Genomic DNA, 16,427 nt, shown 5'->3' with positions numbered 1-16,427 from the left:
TGACAAGTTTGACAAAACGTTGCGACTTTATGAGGGGAACGAGCAAATGCGGGCGAACAGAAAAGGCGGCGTGAAGCCGCCTTTTCCAAGAGCCCTGTCAGTGGCCTTATCGCTTGCGAAGATAAACGCGGCTAACGCGTCGCTCGTCAATGTCGGTCACGGTGAGACTCCAATCTAGCCATTCCACGCGATCACCTTTGACAGGCAACCGATCCAGCAGGCTCATGACGAGGCCGGCCAGCGTCTGATAGTCCTGAGTAGCCTTGGCCTGAAAGCCCAGGCGCTGCCTGAGAACATCCAGCGGGAGTCCACCACTGACGATAAAGCCGTCCTTGTCCTTGCGGATATCGGGCACTTCCATTTCGCTGGCGTCTGGAAGATCACCTGCAATGGCCTCAAGCATATCGGTAATGGTCAGCACACCTACGAAATCACCGAATTCGTTGACTACAAACGCGATGTGCGTCGAAGCATGGCGAAGCTGCTCCAATGCATGCAAGGCCCCGCAGGTTTCTGGCAATACGATAGGGACATGAACAGCGCTATCGAATGCTACATCGTGTCCTGCCAGCAACTCACGAAGCAGGTCTTTCTTATGAATGAATCCCAGCGGCTCATCAACTTTACCGTCTCGTATGACCGGCAGGCGTGAGTGAGGGGAGTCCATCAGACGCTGGCGATTGTGCTCATCTGTATTGGCAAGGTCAATGTAGTCCACATCGGAGCGTACCGTCATGAGGCTGCGAATCGGCCGTTCGGACAGGTTCAATACACTGCTGATCATAATGCGTTCCTGGCGATGGAAGACGCTTTGATCATGGTCATCATCCAGCAGGTCGGTGATCTCGTCATCCACCTCGTCCGTTTCAAACTTACGCCCGCCCAACAGGCGCATGACCGCATATGCCGTGCGTTCCCTCAAGGGATGGTTTCCGTGCAGCTTCTTACGACGTCGCAGGCGTGCGATCTGATTGAGCAGCTCGATCAGAATCGAGAAGCCAATCGCGGCATACAGGTAGCCCTTCGGAATATGAAAGCCCAAACCATCGGCGGTCAGGCTCAAACCGATCATCATCAAGAAACCCAGGCACAGCATGATGACGGTAGGATGTGCATTGACGAAATGGGTCAGAGGCTTGCTCGCAACGATCATTACCCCGATCGAGACGATCACCGCGATCATCATGATGGAGAGATGGTCGACCATGCCGACCGCGGTAATCACGGAATCCAGCGAGAAGACCGCGTCCAGCACCACGATCTGAGCGACGATAGGCCAGAAAGCCGCGTAGGTTTTACTGTTTCGTGCCTGAACGACATGTCCTTCAAGGCGCTCATGCAATTCCATCGTGGCTTTGAAGAGCAGGAAAATACCGCCAAACAGCATAATGAGATCGCGCCCGGAAAAGCTCTTGCCAAATACCTCGAGCAACGGAGCGGTAAGGGTTACCAGCCACGAAATGCCGGCCAGCAGACCCAGACGCATCAGCATCGCCAGCGACAGGCCGATGATGCGGGCGCGGTCACGTAAGTGAGGCGGCAGTTTGTCTGCCAGAATGGCAATAAACACCAGGTTATCGATGCCTAGGACCAGCTCAAGCACGATCAGCGTGGCGAGCCCCAGCCACGCGGTGGGATCAGCAATCCATTCCATGTGGATCAGGCCTCTATCTGTTGGAAGTTGAATAGCCGAACGTGTACAGCGTCGGTGTGCGCGATGGGATGATCAAGCAGGCACCGTGGCAACGAGAGGGCGTTGTGAGGTAAACAGAAAGGGCGTAAGGAAGTGGCAACGTGACGCTGAGCAGGGCTGCTCGATATGGAAGGGAAGCGTCGACTGGGAGGTTCGGAGGACGTGTTCATAACACCTTGGATAGAGTGGAAAGCCTAGAGCTTAACCGGGCGATAGACATTTGCGTAAAGCGAAACTATTACAATTTGCTATGGACCAGCAGGGTGAGAAAGGACGCGCCGAAGCGCGTCCTTCGGTATTACAGGAAGTTGAATGGCAATGTGGAAACGAGGCGGATCTCCTTGAAGCTGCCGTCTACCTGATTCTGGCTAGCCTTGTGACGGGTCAGCATCAGGCGGAACTTGCTGTCCTTGATCCGGCCGGACTGGACCTGGTATGTGCCGACCAGCCCGAGTTCGTGGTGGGTTTCCCCGTCCTGTTGTAGTACTTCGGCATAGTTAGCGTAATTGCCACTGCCGGGATTGTAATGCGTACCGTCGATGTCCCAGCCCTTAACGTACCAGATGCCCGTTGTCAGGCCCGGAACACCGAAGTAGCTCCAGTCGGTCTCGTACCGGACCTGGGCGGACTTCTCGTTTGGCCCGTTATAGTCCGAAAACATTGAGTTGCCCAAGTAGATCGCAGCGGTCTCATGGGCATAGTCGAAGTACTCGTTTCCTTCAATCTGCTGATACACGAACGTCAGGCTGTGAGCCTGATGGCTGCCGGTAAGCGCCATGCTCCAGGCAGTATTGTTTATATTGCCAGCCTTCGCATCGCCTTGATCGAGGGTACGATAGCCATTGAATGCAGCTTTCCAGCCAAACGTCTTGATATCACCGCCGGTCTTGCTCAATCCCAAGTAATACTGGTTCCAGACGTCTTCAAACTGTGCGCCGTAGAGGCTGATCTCGAATCCGTCCAGTGGCTTGTAGTTACCGCCCAGGTAACTCAAATGATCACCAATGACTTCGCGTGTACCGTATTCGGTCGTGAATTTCTCATCGCCTGCACCGGTTCGCGGACTGGCACGGCGGAAGCTGCCGGCTTGAAGCGACAGGTTGTCCCATTCATCGCTGACGATCCCGAAACCGGTAAAGCTGGAGGGCAGAGCGCGGTTGTCGTTATAGCTGACCACGGGTGTATCAATCAGAAAGCGACCGACCTTAAGCTCGGTATTGGACACACGCAAACGGACATCAGCTACCCCTAGCTTTGACCATTCATCGTGGCCATGACCGTCACTGTCTGCCAGCGTACGGTTGCCGCCACCACCGATTCGTCCCTTGCCTCGCTCCAGGTTGATGGCATTGAACCCGGCAACATCGATACCGAACCCCACGGTACCTTGCGTATAACCGGAGCTGTATTTGAGCGCTGTGCCCTGAACCCAGGTATTACGAGTATGAGTGAAGTGACGGGAGCCGTTCTTGGGATAGGTGAAACCGAAACGGTCTTGCCCGATCTCCCGAGCAGCAAAGTTCCGCGTGGTCAGCGTTAGCGTATCGTCTCCAAAGAATCCCTTGGCGCCTGCCTGGCCTTTGACCGGCTTCTGCACATTGGGAAGGCTCTGGACCTCATTAATGTAACTAGGGTCATCAGGGGCCGGAGACTGAGCCTGAGCTGCAAGCGAAAGTGCAAGTAGCGAAAGGGTAAAACCGGCGCGGTACAAAGTAGACATCTGCTTTCCTTATGATTTTTATAGGAGTTCGAGTGAAACGCCCCATAGTGCTTTTCCTGCTGACAGGCAGAAGGAAAATGTCCGCGGCGCGGCGCTATACGCTCTGCCAGGACTATTAACGCAACGCTTACCTATTTGCTCTCCCTCAATCGAGACGTACTAGGCCCATGGCTTAGAAACCTGTCTCGCCGAGTCAATTTGAATAAAATGGGTTTCTGCTTCTATTGCGCTTTGCTCACTTCTCGAATGGCGTATCGAGACAGGGCCAAGGCAACCAAGCAGGCCGTTTAACGGCATGGAGATCCATGGAAACAGTTCCAGGATTTCACGCCCGTCGCAGGGCTCTATGCAGAAGCTGTACCCAAGGAAACATGACTGATTAGTCAGGTTTATGTTTGTCCGTTACACATATATTTATGGCGTAAATGCATAAAATCAGGGCAGTTTCGATATCATTAAGCCTGTATACATTTGGTAACAGTCGCTAAACCATTGTTACGCCTGAGAAAGATGTTGGTAATGAAATGCGCACCGACTGTGCACAGGTGTGCTCTGTAATGGTGCATGGTTTTTCAAAAGGGTGCTTGGCTGCCGGTAGTTTACTTCTGCTCGTTGCAGCCACACTGAGCATTCCCCTGATTATCTATCCAGCACAACGAGCCAAAACGCCGTATCATTGAGGGTGAGTTTCAACCGGATAGAATCCACATGCTGTCTGCTGTTAAACGCTACCTGGCAGGGGCGTTATCGAACTATTTTCCACGTACCACGGAATACCTGCAGAGCAATGGTGATGGCCCGCTGTCTCATCCCAAGCCAAGCAAGCAGGCGGGCTCGTTGCTGACCAATAAACTCAAGTCCATGGTCACCCGTAAGCCCACCCAGAAAGTCAACCCACGCAAAAAGCCTGAAATCGGTGCAAAAGGTTCTCCAAAGCGTGGCAAGCCGGCTCCCACGGCTAAAAAAGCTCAAAGCAAGAGTGCGACTGCGACCAAGCGATCGACGAAGCCGAGCGGACGAGCCAAGAAGCCTCTGGAGTCTGAGCCCAAGGCCCATAGAGCTACCACGGAAGGACTCTATGGGCCCGCGTTACTGTCTATAACCGAGCAGCACGTTCAGGCGATGCATGAGCGCGTAGCCGAAGCCGTCAAAGCGGGAGTGATCCGAGCGCCGTCAGACGAGCAGTGGGGTATGATTGTCAGCCGCAGCCCGGCTACGCGCATCTTTGCAGGTGCAGGGTCGGGCAAGTCCACTACGCTGGTGCTGCGCGTAGTCTTCATGCTGTGCCATCTGGATATCAAGCCCGAACAGCTCACAGTCATATCGTTTACTAACGACTCCTGCGCGCAGCTGCGCGAGCAGCTTATCAAGGTATTGTCCTTCTGGAAGTTCTCGTTTTCGGCTGAGCAGGCGCGCAGCTGCGTACGGACCTTTCATTCGGCGATGGGTACGCTCGCCAAGGACGCATTAGGTGCGCCGGTATGGTTTGAGCAGCTGTCCGATCGCAAGGCATCGGCTACCGAGCTGGACAATCCATTGACAGGCGGCCGTCTTCATCCTGTGCAGTTGGACCTGCTCAAACAGGCCTACCAGCGTGCCTATTCAGACGTCCCGGCGTTCAAGAGGAAGGTCGACAAGCTGTTGAATATCGCTAACGAAAGCGATGAAAGCGAAGGAAACAGGCCCGCTCCACTCAAGCCGTTCAAGCTGGAGGGCGAGTTCGTAGCGGTTCCGCTTTTTGAGGCGTTCTACATTCAGACGGGCTTTATCGAAAGCCTGGGACTACGGGTAGATCGTCTGCAAAGCGATAACTTGCAGTGTTCCGTTCGCGAGCAGATCTTTATCGAGGCCCTGGGGCTCTTCTGGAAAACGTTTGAAGCCTGCCTGAAAGAGAGGGGCCTGCTGACGTTCAACCGTGCGTTTCAGGAGCTTACCGATCGGCTCAATCGAAACGATCGGAGTATCCGTCCGGAAATGCTGATGCCCTTCAGTCATCTGCTGATCGATGAATTTCAGGACATCTCCCCACAGATCGTATTGTGGCTGCAAGCCGTCCATGGATATCTGGCCCGTCAGAAGCGGGCAATCAGTCTTATGGCGATAGGGGATGACTGGCAATCCATTTATGGCTGGCGAGGAAGCTCTCCCGAACTCTTCATGAACTTCGACCGTCATTTTCCAAGCCAGGGACGAAACAGAAAAAGTACCGTTCTGACGCTGGCTACCAACTATCGCTCCGTGGAACCCATTATTCGGGACGCTGAGAAAGTATTGGCTGGCGTAGTATTCAAGCAGGAGAAGACCTGCCAGGCCGCCAGGACCGTCAAGCGAGGTGATCATGGCGTGCAGGCGGTTACACGGTTCGATTTCAAGAGTCGCCTGCCGGAAGTGGTAAAGGAGATCGAGGCTCAGTGCGCCCACGCTGCAAGTCGAAACTCTTCGGAGCGGACCGCGGTGTTGGTGTTGAGCCGACGCAATGAGACGCTCAAGACCCTTCAAAGCCATCTCGACAAGGCGCTACCTGTTCGCTGCTATACCATTCACCGGGCGAAGGGATTGCAGGCTGAAGTAGCCATTGTTGTGGACGACGGAGCCGGTGCGTTACCACATCCGCTGCGCAACGCATTGTATAGAGCGTCTGGTTTTTTTCAGAACACCTATGATCAGGCGATGGCCGATGAGTCATCAAGGCTCTCTTATGTTGCGATCACACGAGGAGTTAGTCGTGTACTCTGGTATACGACCAAATCGAGAGGGCCATGTTGATAGCGGCTAAGCCCTTGAAAAGGAATCTGTTTCTCCGATTATCGATTTGGCTGATGATGACTAGTGCTACAAAACATTTCTAGCCTGTTCCTGCGCTGCCTATGGTGAACCTGTCTCTTCCTTGAAGAGCCCACCAGTTAAAGAGGGTAGCGCCATGACTCATCAATTGTTTCGTAATCCAGCCAATGCCTTGCATATCCACACCAGTTTTGCCGAAAAAGCGGCTTTTCTGCTGGGTACGCAAAAACAGGTGCAGCTTGAAAAGGCGACTGGTACTACTGATCCAGTCCGTTGAAACGGGTGCCATCCCTCGTGCTTGATGCGAGCTGTTGCGTAAGCACAAGGGATGACACATTCACCTGACAGCGATTAACGCTTTTGATAAAGATCCAAAAAAGCAGTGGAGCCCTGTCTCAAATGTCTGGACAGGCGAACGGGGCCTGACTGCTCATGCTGGCGCTCCTGGGCCAACATTGTTCCGGCTTGTAGATCGCAGCCGTGAATCATGAGCTGGAGCAGGGAGTGGGCTGGTGACTGTTTGATAAGTATGTTCATGGGCAGGGACCATGTAAGGTTTCGTCCATAGTTACGCTCATGTAGAGCGTCTGGTACTGATTTACATCAAGGCTTGTGCGTGCTGTATACATACCGCTCTTTTCATTTCAGCCTTATTTCACCGCCAGCGATCATGGCCTTGGTTACGTAGGTAACCGACGTGCTGTACTACAGACTGTCGTTTGAGCGGAGCGCGGTAGCCTGGACCATTGTCAGTCACTTCCGTAGGCCCCACTTGAACGTACCTCCAAGCTAAGCACTCCTTTGCGTCATATGCGAAACCTGGCGACGTATGGATAATCGGCGTTGCCGATCTCCATAACTGGGGGCAGGCTGAGAAACACCTTCTACCTGGGTGACATCACGTGCCGTGACTTATGGTGTCCTGCAACATGCAGGTCTGCTTCATTTCCTTGATATGTATCAAGCCTTGGCTTTACAGGCGTATGACGATAGTGGCATCAGGTAGGGGAGAGCCCCAAAGAGCCGCGGCATGAATCGCTATCAACGCCTCCTTCTTGTGGTGGACAACAGCTGTTAGCGGACTGCTGCCTTTAAGCGTGCCCAGGCGCTGGCGCAAACCAGCCGAGCGGCATTGCACCTGGTCATGTTTGATTATGTGGAGGCGATTGCAGCCCATTGCTGCAGTGATCAACTATTGCAGCCGTGATGAGGTGGATGTGTTGGTAGTTGGTCGTACGGAGCACCATCCCTTGCCCTGGCTGGGAAGTTTTGCCGAGTCACTGCTGACTGCGCCCCCGTGCAGTATTCTGGCCCTGGGCCGTTCTTCGGTCGATTCATAGTTCACGCTGTAAGCATCTGTACTCGATTACACCTGGTTAACCGAGTGCAGATCCGAACGCTTACGAGCGGGTACTACTGGCTGCAAGGAAAAGGAGAAACTATTTCTGGCCCTTGATTTCCATACTGCCGTATTTGTTCTGCTGATAGATCGTGTAAGGCAATACCAACGTATCCAACACACCAGAAAGCGCCATATCTACCGCAATCAGTGGAACAGCATGTTTTTCCTGAGGTGGGGGATAGATAACGGGCGGAGCGTTGAGTGAGCAGAAATCGTACGCCACGCCGCTATAGACCCGGCTTATGGACTCGCAATAGGTTTTCTGCTGCCTGAGCTTGTAGCTGGTAGTCGCATCGTCTTGGAACACCGTATTGAGGGTCCCACACCCAGTCAGGCCCAGCGCCAGGACGCCAATGGCAATCGTGTCAAGCTTCATGCCTATCGTTCCTTCTCTATCAACGTGGCTTGAGCCACTGATCAAGCCAGACAAAAGCGGCTTCCTGTTGCTCCTGCACAAACACGTGGCCAAGTTCGGGCCACAGCTGTGTGGTGAGATTCAGCTCGGCCTGTTGAGAACGCCAGATGCGGTGCACCTTGGCGTAAGCTGCTTCGACCGTTTCTGAAGGGAACAGCGTGTCCTTTCCACCGTTGAAAAGCAACAACGGACGGGGTGCAGCAATTCCGGCAACGTCTGGAATATCGAGCCGGGCCGGTATGCCTGGATGCAGCATGTAGTACGATGACTGGCCGCGTAATGTGTTATTCCCCGGCGTCATCAGGCCTTGGTAAGTCCCAAACCAGGAAATGGCAGCAGTTGCCGCAACCTTGTCTGAAAGGGCTGCTAACTGCCAAGCGCGAAAGGCCCCCATGGAGAACCCGACAACGCCGATGCGACGTGCGTCGACCATCGGAAGCGTTGCCAGAAAATCAACCGAGCGCATGTCCTCATAGGCCATTGTTCCAGCAAGAGAACGTCCTAGGTTGAAGAAATTGCTGGCAAGCGCCTGTTGCTGTTCGTATGTCACCGGGCCGCGCTCACCCCAACCAAGGGCATCGACCGAAAGCACAACATAGCCCCGCTTGGCCAGCTCATCGCCAGGAAAGCGGCCAGAGAAATATTTGTCGGCCCACTGCTGCGCGGAAGCAGATACTGTTTGATCACCCCATGGTTTGACCATCTTCTCTTTGCCAATATCAAAGCGCGCCCCATGGTCATGCAGCATTAGCACCGCGGGATGAGGGCCGGGCGTATCAGGCAAGAGAAGCAAAGCGTTGACACGACTTTCATCAGTCAGCGTGAACCTGATCTTCTGAGCGCTGTAGCCTGAACGCTGCTGCTGATCAATAACCTGAGCGTTGAAGGCACGCTTTGAATCTGGCGTTAGCAACGCCTCGCGCAGTAGCGTTTGGGCATGGGTACGCCATTTTGAAAAGTGCTTGTAATGACCTGACAGCCAGCTATCTGGATAGGTCATCTTCTGTTTGAGCAGCAGGTAATTGCCGGGAAGTGCGTCGGCCGTAATGGGAGCGGAAGCTGACTGGGCCTGGGCATTTGCCGTTGCGGCAAGGCTGATCCCGCAAAGCACGAGAGATTTCAGAATATTCAAGGTGCGACTCCGGCTGTTGTTGTTATTGAGGCGAGAGTATAGACAGCAGTATGACAACTTAAAAATGGATGGGCCCTCTGGCAATCCGGATCTCAGCTGTTCAGGCCGATATCCGATAGGATGAGGCAGGCCGTTACGTTTGCTATCGAGGTGGAATTCTTTCGATAGGGGGCAGGTCTCACACGCATCTCACCTCGACACGGGAACCATAATCCTTGCAGACCCTCCGTCTCACACCCACGGTGGCCACGTTCCTTGTATCATTCCACTCCATTTCCAGGGGCCTGGATAGCGGTTTACGCTATGGCCGGTACGCTCTTGGACTTACAGCCCTATTGATGCTGGCAGGATGTGGAACACACTCTCCGCAGCAGGTAACTGCGCCCAGCCCAACTGAAGTACAAGCCAGGATTGTCAGGCTCATGCCTGGTAGTGTGTCTGAGCGCCAGGGCTGGGCCAGGGATATTTATACGGCGTTCGATGCGCAAAAAATTCCTCCAACGACCGAAAACATCTGTTCCGTATTGGCGGTGACTGAGCAGGAGTCCACGTTTCAGGCAAACCCTCGAGTGCCAGGCATGGGCTCGATTGCGAAAAAGGAAATCGATCGCCGCGCCGGCAAGTTGCATATACCGGCCTTTCTGGTCCGTACCGCATTAAGCCTACGGTCACCCAACGGCAAAACCTATAACGAGCGACTTGCTGCGGCGCATACCGAAAAAGAGCTGAGCGATATCTTTGATGACTTCATTGGCATGGTTCCGCTGGGCAAGACACTCTTTGGCAGCTTCAACCCTGTTGAAACTGGCGGGCCGATGCAGGTCAGCGTAGCGTTCGCTGAGCGCCAATCCAGAGGTTATCCCTATACGATTGACGGATCGATCCGTAACGAGGTCTTTACCCGACGCGGCGGTGTCTATTTCGGGACGGCACACCTGCTTGGCTATCCGGTCAGCTACACCCAACAGATCTACCGATTTGCCGATTACAATGCCGGTTGGTATTCGAGCCGTAATGCTGCGTTTCAGCGGGCAGTGAGCAGTCTGACAGGCGTTTCTCTTGCGCTGGACGGCGATCTGATCCGCTATGGCTCACTGGAGCCGAGTGCAACCGAACTGGCCGTCCGTAAGCTGGGCAAACGACTGGACATGAGTGAACTGGCCATACGACGTGCGCTTGAAAAAGGAGAAACACTCGATTTCGAGGAATCCAAATTGTACACCCGCGTTTTCGAGCTGGCTGAGAAGAAAGCGGGTAAATCGCTACCTCGGGCCATATTGCCAGGCATTACGCTCGAAAGCCCCAAGATTACCCGCAAACTAACCACCGCCTGGTTTGCCAAGCGTGTCGAGGAGCGCTACCAGCGCTGTCTGGCGCGTGCGAAGTAACGTGCAGCACGCCTTGGTTTACCGAGGCGTGCTGTCGTAGCGCAGTTGGGCCTGATCGATCGCCTCCATATTTGCCTCTGCCCACAACCGAAGTGGCTTGAGCGTCTCGGCGAGGGTAACGCCCAGCTCGGTGATCCGGTATTCCACGGTGACCGGAACGGTGGGAAATGCCGTACGCAAGACCAGACCGTCCCGCTCGAGCGTTTTCAATGTCTGCGATAACATCTTCTGGGAAAGCCCGCCGATTCGGCGCAATAGCTCATTGAACCGTAGGGGGCTTTCCAGCAGAAGATCGAGTATCAGCACCGTCCACTTATCTGCAATTCGATCCAGTATCCGTCGGGTTGGACAGTCAGCGCTAAATGTGTCGGGTGCCAGAGCCGCTTGATTCATTGGCAGTCACCTCAGGGTAACCAAGTGAGAAAAAAGTGCGTTCTTGTCGGAACGTACCGCGCCAATTAACGTGGTTTCCGAAAGTTACTAACTAACGGAAGGAGACTATACATGAAGGTTGCATTAATTGGCGCGTCAGGAAATGCCGGCTCGTGCATTCAGGATGAGTTAGTGAAGCGAGGGCATCAAGTGACTGCAATTGCCAGAAATGCCTCTCGTATAAAAAAGGCAGCAGGCGTACTACCGGTAGCGGTCGATGCGAATAACGAAGCTGAATTGACGGGTGTCCTAAAGGGTCATGACGCCGTTATCAGTGCCGTCATGTTTACCAGCAGCAACCCGGAAACTCTTATCTCAGCGGTAAAAAAGGCTGGGGTCAGACGTTATCTGGTAGTGGGTGGCGCGGGAAGCCTTGAGGTGGCACCCGGAGTCAGAGTAATCGATACGCCTGATTTCCCAGCGGAATACAAGCCAGAGGCTTCGGCGGGTGCGCTCTTTCTCGAGCGGTTACAAAGGGAGCCAGCGCTTGACTGGACATTTCTTTCGCCCTCGGCCGAATTCGTACATGGGCCACGCACTGGGGCGTTTCGACTGGGTGAAGACAGCCTGCTGGTAGATCAGAAGGGACGGAGCCACATTTCATTCGAAGATTATGCAATCGCCATGGTTGACGAACTGGAGCAAGGCAGGCATCTCCGCAACCGGTTTACCGTTGGGTACTAAAACGAGGACAGAATCGTTACCGTTCGCTTGCTCGTAAGCGGTTGCGCTTATAGATCCCGTGCAACGGCAGAACTTTTGCGACGGAGCTCATGGATGGCATCTTCAATGATGGTGTTCATGAGTTCCTGATTCGCGGCATGACGATTAAGCAGGCTCCGCTCAACCTTGGCAGGCGTTCGCGGGTCGATGAGCGTAATGACAAATACATCGCCGCGACTCTCAAGTGTGTACTTGACGGGTGGATCGAGCGAGGCAAGGCGGTATTTCAAGGCGTTCACTGTCATAAAACCATGCTGTCGTTGTTTTCACTTCGACAGGTACAGCACCGCCGATGTTCCTACCATTCGGCTCGAAAGGCGATGCTAGAGCGCTTGCTTGCTAGCGATTTACTGGCATGGTGAGGTGAATACCGTCCCGCTGTCTCGGTTGGAATTTACCTTCATATGGCCACCATGGGAGCGGGCAATTTCATTGACGATGTACAGCCCGATACCCAGCCCCTGTTGCAGGTTGGTCTGAAGCGTCGTTCGGCTGGCACGCCAATACGGTTGGAACAGGCCGGACAGGATGTTTTCAGAAAGAGGCTCGCCATCGTTATGGACGGATAGCGTCAGTAAACCATTCTCCACCTCTGCACGGATCAGAATAGGGCTTTGCGGATTGCCGTGCTGAATGGCGTTGGCTGTCAGGTTCGACAGAAGCTGCGCCAGGCGGTCGCAATCGCAATAGACCGTCCCCAATGTATTTACCGCGCTTTCAATGTAGCGATCAGGGTAGGTTGCCTGTAGCTCATTGACGACCTGCCGAAGGTGCAGTTCCAGGTTGCCGCGCTCCTCCTTGGCTAGCGGGATGCCGTTACCCAGCTGTCCTCTGGAGAAATCAAAGATGTCTTCCACCATTCGTAGGGCTCGCTGGGCAGAAGAGTGGATCAGTTCGACCAGCGAGCGCTCCTGATCCTCGCGCGGTGTTTTCAGCAGCCGCTGTGCACCCGCACAAATGGAGAACAGTGGATTGCGCAGATCATGGCCAACCAGGGCAAGAAAATGCTCTCGGGATTGGCCGTCAGCTTTTCATCAAGCAGCTTGCTTTCGGTTTCGATAAGGTTTTCCTGGGTTTCTATTTCCAGCGAAAGCAGATGAGTAAACGAACTCATCATTGCCAAGGTTTTCGTCTCGTCCAGATTCGCGGGCTCTGGATTTAGTGCGCACAACGTGCCGAAGAAACTGCCATCGCGCCGGAAGATGGGAACCGAGATATAACTTTCAAAACCATACTGCTTGGGGGTTGGGTGGCTGCAGTAGCGCGTATCTGCACTGGCGTTATTGATCAGGATCGAGTCCTGGCTTGCATGGACTTCGCGGCACAGTGTTGTGGTGACATCCAGAGGATCGCCTACCTTGAGCCCAAAGCCGATCAGGTCCAATACGGCACAGGTTGTCCAGGAATCTTCAGTTACCCGTGCGATTGCGACAAAACGAAGAAGGGTGCTTTCAGATATGACCTTGAGAATAACGCCAACAGCACTGATTCTAGCGATGATGGAAAGATCATTCTCGAGTGTACGCATCATGAGTTATACCTTGAAGCGAGGCGTACTTCACGGCTGCCCCTGACGATAGATCAGGGTAGTGAACGCGATTATCGTTTCGTTGACAACCTTTGGACGTATACAGTTTACTCAGGTGAGACTCCTGGCCAGGGAGACGACTTTCAAAGTCGTTTGCCATTGCCGTCTTTTACCCTCGGATGGCTCAAGAGCCGCCTGCATGACACATCCCTGGCTTAGGCGCGCCCGGAGGTATACACGGTAGGGCGCTGTTGAGCGTGAAGCGCTGCCGTATCAGCAGAACGGCGTTCTATAACGACCGTGCCTGTAGCAGGATGGCTGCTGGCTGGAAATGGAAAAAGCGCACGCCCATACAGGTCACGGCAGCAAGCAATGCCTCTCTAACGACATAACCTCGGGCATAGAGAGGCCTCCAGAACACAGCCGTCTTCAGATTTCACCTTCCCAATAGTCCAAGTTGGCCTCGGTCCTCTGTAGGGCGCGAAACGCCTTGATTCCCTTGGCACTGGCAGTCGTAAGGTACTTACCCGAATCTGGATACTCCACGACTTCGGGCGACTCTTTCGTGCTGATTGATAGGTATTTCAACTCAGCGTGAGACGTATTGATGATCTGATGTGGATAGTCAGGACCGGCAGGAATAAAAAGCACATCGCCGGCCTGTATCGGCACATACTCGCCTGCCACCCGCAGCGTACCTGTGCCTTCCAGAATGAGAAATGCCTCTTCCTGAGCATGGTGAAAGTGATAGGGACATGAGCGCTTGCCTGGCGGAACGATATCCAGCGAAAAACTAAGCTTTTGTGCAGCCGTTCCTTCAGAAAGGCTGCCGCTCTGACTTTCAAACAAAGGGCTGTAGGTTTCATGCGTCAGCGACGCATTGTTCAGGTTGCGAATAAGCGCTTGAGCCAGTACGGCTGCCTTGTTGGAGGGAATTGTTGTCATGGCTGCGAGATCCGTGGGGCGTCTGGTTATGCAGCATAGACAATCATAGAGCGATGACGGATTCCGTTTTTGCTCCTTTGTGCAAGCGATACCATGAAGTGCGATCGCTAACCGCGTTAGCGATCAATGGTGCCGATCGTATAGGAAGCAGTAATGTAGATTTCATTCCTCTTCCGGCACCAACTTGCGGCGCGCAAACAGGCTTTCCAGAATCTTGTTCAAAAGCACGACCAGCGCAATAAATACCAGGAAATAAACAACAACATTGTCAGTACCCATAAGCCTGGAAAGCTTACCGGCAATCATTGCAGACAGCGCCAATACACAGACGAAGCGAATGCCCAGTACTAATGCAGACGTGTACTCATGAACCACATTGTCAGGTTTCACGGGGCGATCACTCGTTTCCATAGTCCAACTACCTGGCAAGTCTGATTGCTTGCCTGGCTACTTTAATAGCATTGCAACGATGCTTTTCCGAGCATCATCCTCCGAACGATCACTTATGGCCGATAGGCGCCAATTGCAATGGTGATTGATACGCTTGGCGCTGGGCCCGTCAGAAAACCGGCGTGATCTGAAGAAGGAGAGATCTTAACGAAGGAAGTTGGCTTCGCCTGATGAAGAGTGGTCAAGTGAGAAGGGTTATCTAAGCAAAAGCAATCATAACGACGTTTGCCGGATAATGCAGGGCTTCGTGCTGCCTGCTGTCTCTGGATTACCGTTCCAGCAAAAGTATGCTCCGCTCCTTCCAGTTGTTAGCCAGTTGCCTGCTAGTAAAGAGCGCTTGGTTTTCATTCCATGACAAGGCGGGTGTTCGGTTGTAAGGATAAGGCTTCTCTGTATATCAAACCTTATCGGTCGAAAAGAAAGGGCGTTATCCGCTAAAGCAGAAGCTTTAAGCTTGAGGCAGCTTTCCTCTCACGGATCGCATCATGGGGAGGAGGTGGCTAACGTTATATTAAGCGGATAAAGGCTTTTAACACGGCGGCAAGCTGCAGAAAATGAAGCATACCGATAACGCCTCAATATGCTTAAAACGTAACATCTGTATCGTCACGCTCCTCTTCAGCGCTACGTGCTTCCAGATCACCTAACCAGTCCCAATCACTGGTTCGCTTGGGCTCGCTCAGCAGCCATTCTATAAAAGCATTCAATAGCGGATTCATTTAACTGATTTTATGAACGTGTTGGTTCATTAAAGACAGTAACTACAAGGATGCCTGATTATTACGCTTATAAATGCTTTCATTATGTTTCAAGGACTTATGATGAACCGAATCAATTGCTATGCAGGACAACGATTAAGTTCCAGAGCCTCTTGGCGAAAGAGGCTCTGGATGCATAGCTCCGATTAGTTGGCTAGCGCCGCCAATGTCTTGGGATAACCTACGGTCGATCCATTTACCGGAGCGCCCTCGAGATAAACCCCAAGGTTTTTACCGGCCTGGACATAGGTAATCTTGCGAACCTCGCCATTGGCAAGGCGTACAGATTTTCCTACCTTGAATGCCGCCTGGTTGGTTGAGGTGCCAGGAATCGAGAAGCCAGCCTTCTTGCGGTACACGCCGTTGAGCCAGTCAGCATTGGTAAAGTCATTGATCGGGCTTGTGGCGAGTACTGCCGATACCAACGCCAGCTTATTAGGATAGCCTACGATTGATCCATTTACCGGAGCGCCTTCCAGGTACACCGCCATATTGGTACCGATCTGGACAGCAGAGATCTTTCTGACCTCTCCGTTAGCAAGTCGCACCGAAGCACCTACTATGAAGGCAGCCTTATTAGCGGCCGTAGCAGGGATCGAGAAACCGGCTTTCTTGCGATAAACACCATTGAGCCAATCGGCGTTAGTAAAGTTGTTGATTACGCTACTAACTGCACCGTCTGCTCCAGCAACAGGTGTGGTGGTTACTGGAGTTGCTGCCGGTGGTACCGAAGTCGACGGTGCTGTGGAAGAGCCAGTACCCGTAGACGGTGTGGTCGCAACCGGAGTTGTACCCACAGACGGGTTGGATGGCGTTGGCGTCGTGGAGGCGCCTGCCTTCTTCGGGCCTATTTCCGTACAGCTGGTGTTATCCATGTATTTCTTGAGCGTCGGCCACTGCGGGCGATCCTGCCCATTTACCGGCTCAACTGACATGAAATAGTTGCCCCAACCCGGACCTGCCGCCCAGTAGGACGCCGGTACGCAATTCTCTTTCAGGTAGGCCAGCATATTGTCCATCAGGATGTTCCAGCGCGGGTTGTTATCCGGTACGCCGA

General features: G+C 53.4%; 17 protein-coding genes and 2 pseudogenes. 5 read left to right on the top strand and 14 right to left on the bottom strand.

Annotated elements, in window-relative coordinates:
* Positions 1-106 precede the first annotated feature (106 nt).
* Together QWJ10_RS22270 and QWJ10_RS22265 are read right to left on the bottom strand one after the other, a co-directional pair.
* Positions 107-1,654, bottom strand: coding sequence for a TerC family protein (locus QWJ10_RS22270; protein ID WP_289929694.1), 1,548 nt, complete (start codon positions 1,652-1,654; stop codon positions 107-109).
* 337 nt (positions 1,655-1,991) lie between these two features.
* Positions 1,992-3,413 carry an OprD family outer membrane porin gene (locus tag QWJ10_RS22265; RefSeq protein ID WP_289929693.1) on the bottom strand — a complete coding sequence of 474 codons (1,422 nt, stop codon included), beginning with the start codon at positions 3,411-3,413 and terminating at the stop codon, positions 1,992-1,994.
* Between the two features lie 708 nt (positions 3,414-4,121).
* Between QWJ10_RS22265 and QWJ10_RS22260 the strand changes: the two genes are divergently transcribed.
* Together QWJ10_RS22260 and QWJ10_RS22255 are read left to right on the top strand one after the other, a co-directional pair.
* Positions 4,122-6,179 (top strand): UvrD-helicase domain-containing protein, encoded by a 2,058-nt coding sequence (locus QWJ10_RS22260; protein WP_289929692.1) that lies wholly within the window; start codon positions 4,122-4,124, stop codon positions 6,177-6,179.
* A gap of 154 nt (positions 6,180-6,333) precedes the next feature.
* Entirely contained in the window at positions 6,334-6,474 is a 141-nt protein-coding gene (locus QWJ10_RS22255; RefSeq protein WP_010798600.1) for a hypothetical protein, read from the top strand.
* 74 nt (positions 6,475-6,548) lie between these two features.
* Here QWJ10_RS22255 and QWJ10_RS22250 read toward each other — a convergent pair whose 3' ends face one another.
* Positions 6,549-6,734, bottom strand: a complete 186-nt coding sequence (locus QWJ10_RS22250) for a hypothetical protein (protein ID WP_074829373.1) — start codon at positions 6,732-6,734, stop codon at positions 6,549-6,551.
* Positions 6,735-7,363: 629 nt separating this feature from the next.
* Here QWJ10_RS22250 and QWJ10_RS22245 point away from each other — a divergent pair.
* Positions 7,364-7,537 carry a universal stress protein gene (locus tag QWJ10_RS22245; RefSeq protein WP_289929691.1) on the top strand — a complete coding sequence of 58 codons (174 nt, stop codon included), beginning with the start codon at positions 7,364-7,366 and terminating at the stop codon, positions 7,535-7,537.
* Between the two features lie 99 nt (positions 7,538-7,636).
* On the opposite strand, the gene QWJ10_RS22240 is transcribed toward QWJ10_RS22245, so the two are convergent.
* Both QWJ10_RS22240 and QWJ10_RS22235 read right to left on the bottom strand, forming a co-directional pair.
* A complete protein-coding gene (locus tag QWJ10_RS22240) occupies positions 7,637-7,975 on the bottom strand; it encodes a YceK/YidQ family lipoprotein (RefSeq protein WP_219653347.1) in 339 nt (112 codons plus the stop codon).
* Between the two features lie 19 nt (positions 7,976-7,994).
* Positions 7,995-9,146, bottom strand: coding sequence for an alpha/beta fold hydrolase (locus tag QWJ10_RS22235; protein WP_289929690.1), 1,152 nt, complete (start codon positions 9,144-9,146; stop codon positions 7,995-7,997).
* Positions 9,147-9,484: 338 nt separating this feature from the next.
* On the opposite strand from QWJ10_RS22235, the gene QWJ10_RS22230 reads away from it, so the two are divergent.
* Entirely contained in the window at positions 9,485-10,534 is a 1,050-nt protein-coding gene (locus tag QWJ10_RS22230; RefSeq protein WP_286786864.1) for a DUF1615 domain-containing protein, read from the top strand.
* Between the two features lie 18 nt (positions 10,535-10,552).
* Here QWJ10_RS22230 and QWJ10_RS22225 read toward each other — a convergent pair whose 3' ends face one another.
* Positions 10,553-10,927 (bottom strand): helix-turn-helix domain-containing protein, encoded by a 375-nt coding sequence (locus QWJ10_RS22225; RefSeq protein ID WP_010798595.1) that lies wholly within the window; start codon positions 10,925-10,927, stop codon positions 10,553-10,555.
* 111 nt (positions 10,928-11,038) lie between these two features.
* On the opposite strand from QWJ10_RS22225, the gene QWJ10_RS22220 reads away from it, so the two are divergent.
* Positions 11,039-11,650, top strand: a complete 612-nt coding sequence (locus tag QWJ10_RS22220; protein ID WP_289929688.1) for an NAD(P)-dependent oxidoreductase — start codon at positions 11,039-11,041, stop codon at positions 11,648-11,650.
* A 47-nt stretch (positions 11,651-11,697) separates the two neighbouring features.
* Here QWJ10_RS22220 and QWJ10_RS22215 read toward each other — a convergent pair whose 3' ends face one another.
* The 8 genes and pseudogenes from QWJ10_RS22215 to QWJ10_RS22190 all read right to left on the bottom strand — a co-directional run.
* A complete protein-coding gene (locus tag QWJ10_RS22215) occupies positions 11,698-11,934 on the bottom strand; it encodes a hypothetical protein (RefSeq protein ID WP_010798593.1) in 237 nt (78 codons plus the stop codon).
* Between the two features lie 102 nt (positions 11,935-12,036).
* On the bottom strand, positions 12,037-12,549 hold the full coding sequence (locus QWJ10_RS23220; protein ID WP_354669640.1) for a HAMP domain-containing sensor histidine kinase: 513 nt from the start codon (positions 12,547-12,549) through the stop codon (positions 12,037-12,039).
* 24 nt (positions 12,550-12,573) lie between these two features.
* A pseudogene (locus QWJ10_RS23215) lies at positions 12,574-12,648 on the bottom strand (hypothetical protein); the annotation flags it as partial.
* Complete coding sequence (locus QWJ10_RS23210; protein WP_354669639.1) at positions 12,621-13,220, bottom strand: GAF domain-containing protein; 600 nt, start codon at positions 13,218-13,220, stop codon at positions 12,621-12,623. The pseudogene QWJ10_RS23215 and the gene QWJ10_RS23210, both read right to left, overlap by 28 nt.
* A 426-nt stretch (positions 13,221-13,646) precedes the next feature.
* The gene (locus QWJ10_RS22205; protein WP_289929687.1) at positions 13,647-14,162 is read right to left on the bottom strand and encodes a cupin domain-containing protein; all 516 of its coding nucleotides are present in this window, start codon (positions 14,160-14,162) and stop codon (positions 13,647-13,649) included.
* 162 nt (positions 14,163-14,324) lie between these two features.
* Entirely contained in the window at positions 14,325-14,573 is a 249-nt protein-coding gene (locus tag QWJ10_RS22200) for a hypothetical protein (RefSeq protein ID WP_010798589.1), read from the bottom strand.
* A gap of 623 nt (positions 14,574-15,196) precedes the next feature.
* Positions 15,197-15,319 carry a hypothetical protein gene (locus QWJ10_RS22195; RefSeq protein WP_258019980.1) on the bottom strand — a complete coding sequence of 41 codons (123 nt, stop codon included), beginning with the start codon at positions 15,317-15,319 and terminating at the stop codon, positions 15,197-15,199.
* Positions 15,320-15,516: 197 nt separating this feature from the next.
* Positions 15,517-16,427: pseudogene (locus tag QWJ10_RS22190) on the bottom strand (glycoside hydrolase family 5 protein); the annotation flags it as partial.

The sequence above is a fragment of the Pseudomonas sp. WAC2 genome, from assembly GCF_030403525.1.
In the GTDB taxonomy this organism is placed as follows: domain Bacteria; phylum Pseudomonadota; class Gammaproteobacteria; order Pseudomonadales; family Pseudomonadaceae; genus Chryseomonas; species Chryseomonas luteola.
Note: the sequence above shows the minus strand (reverse complement) of the source record. Positions and strands in the feature narration are given on the sequence as shown.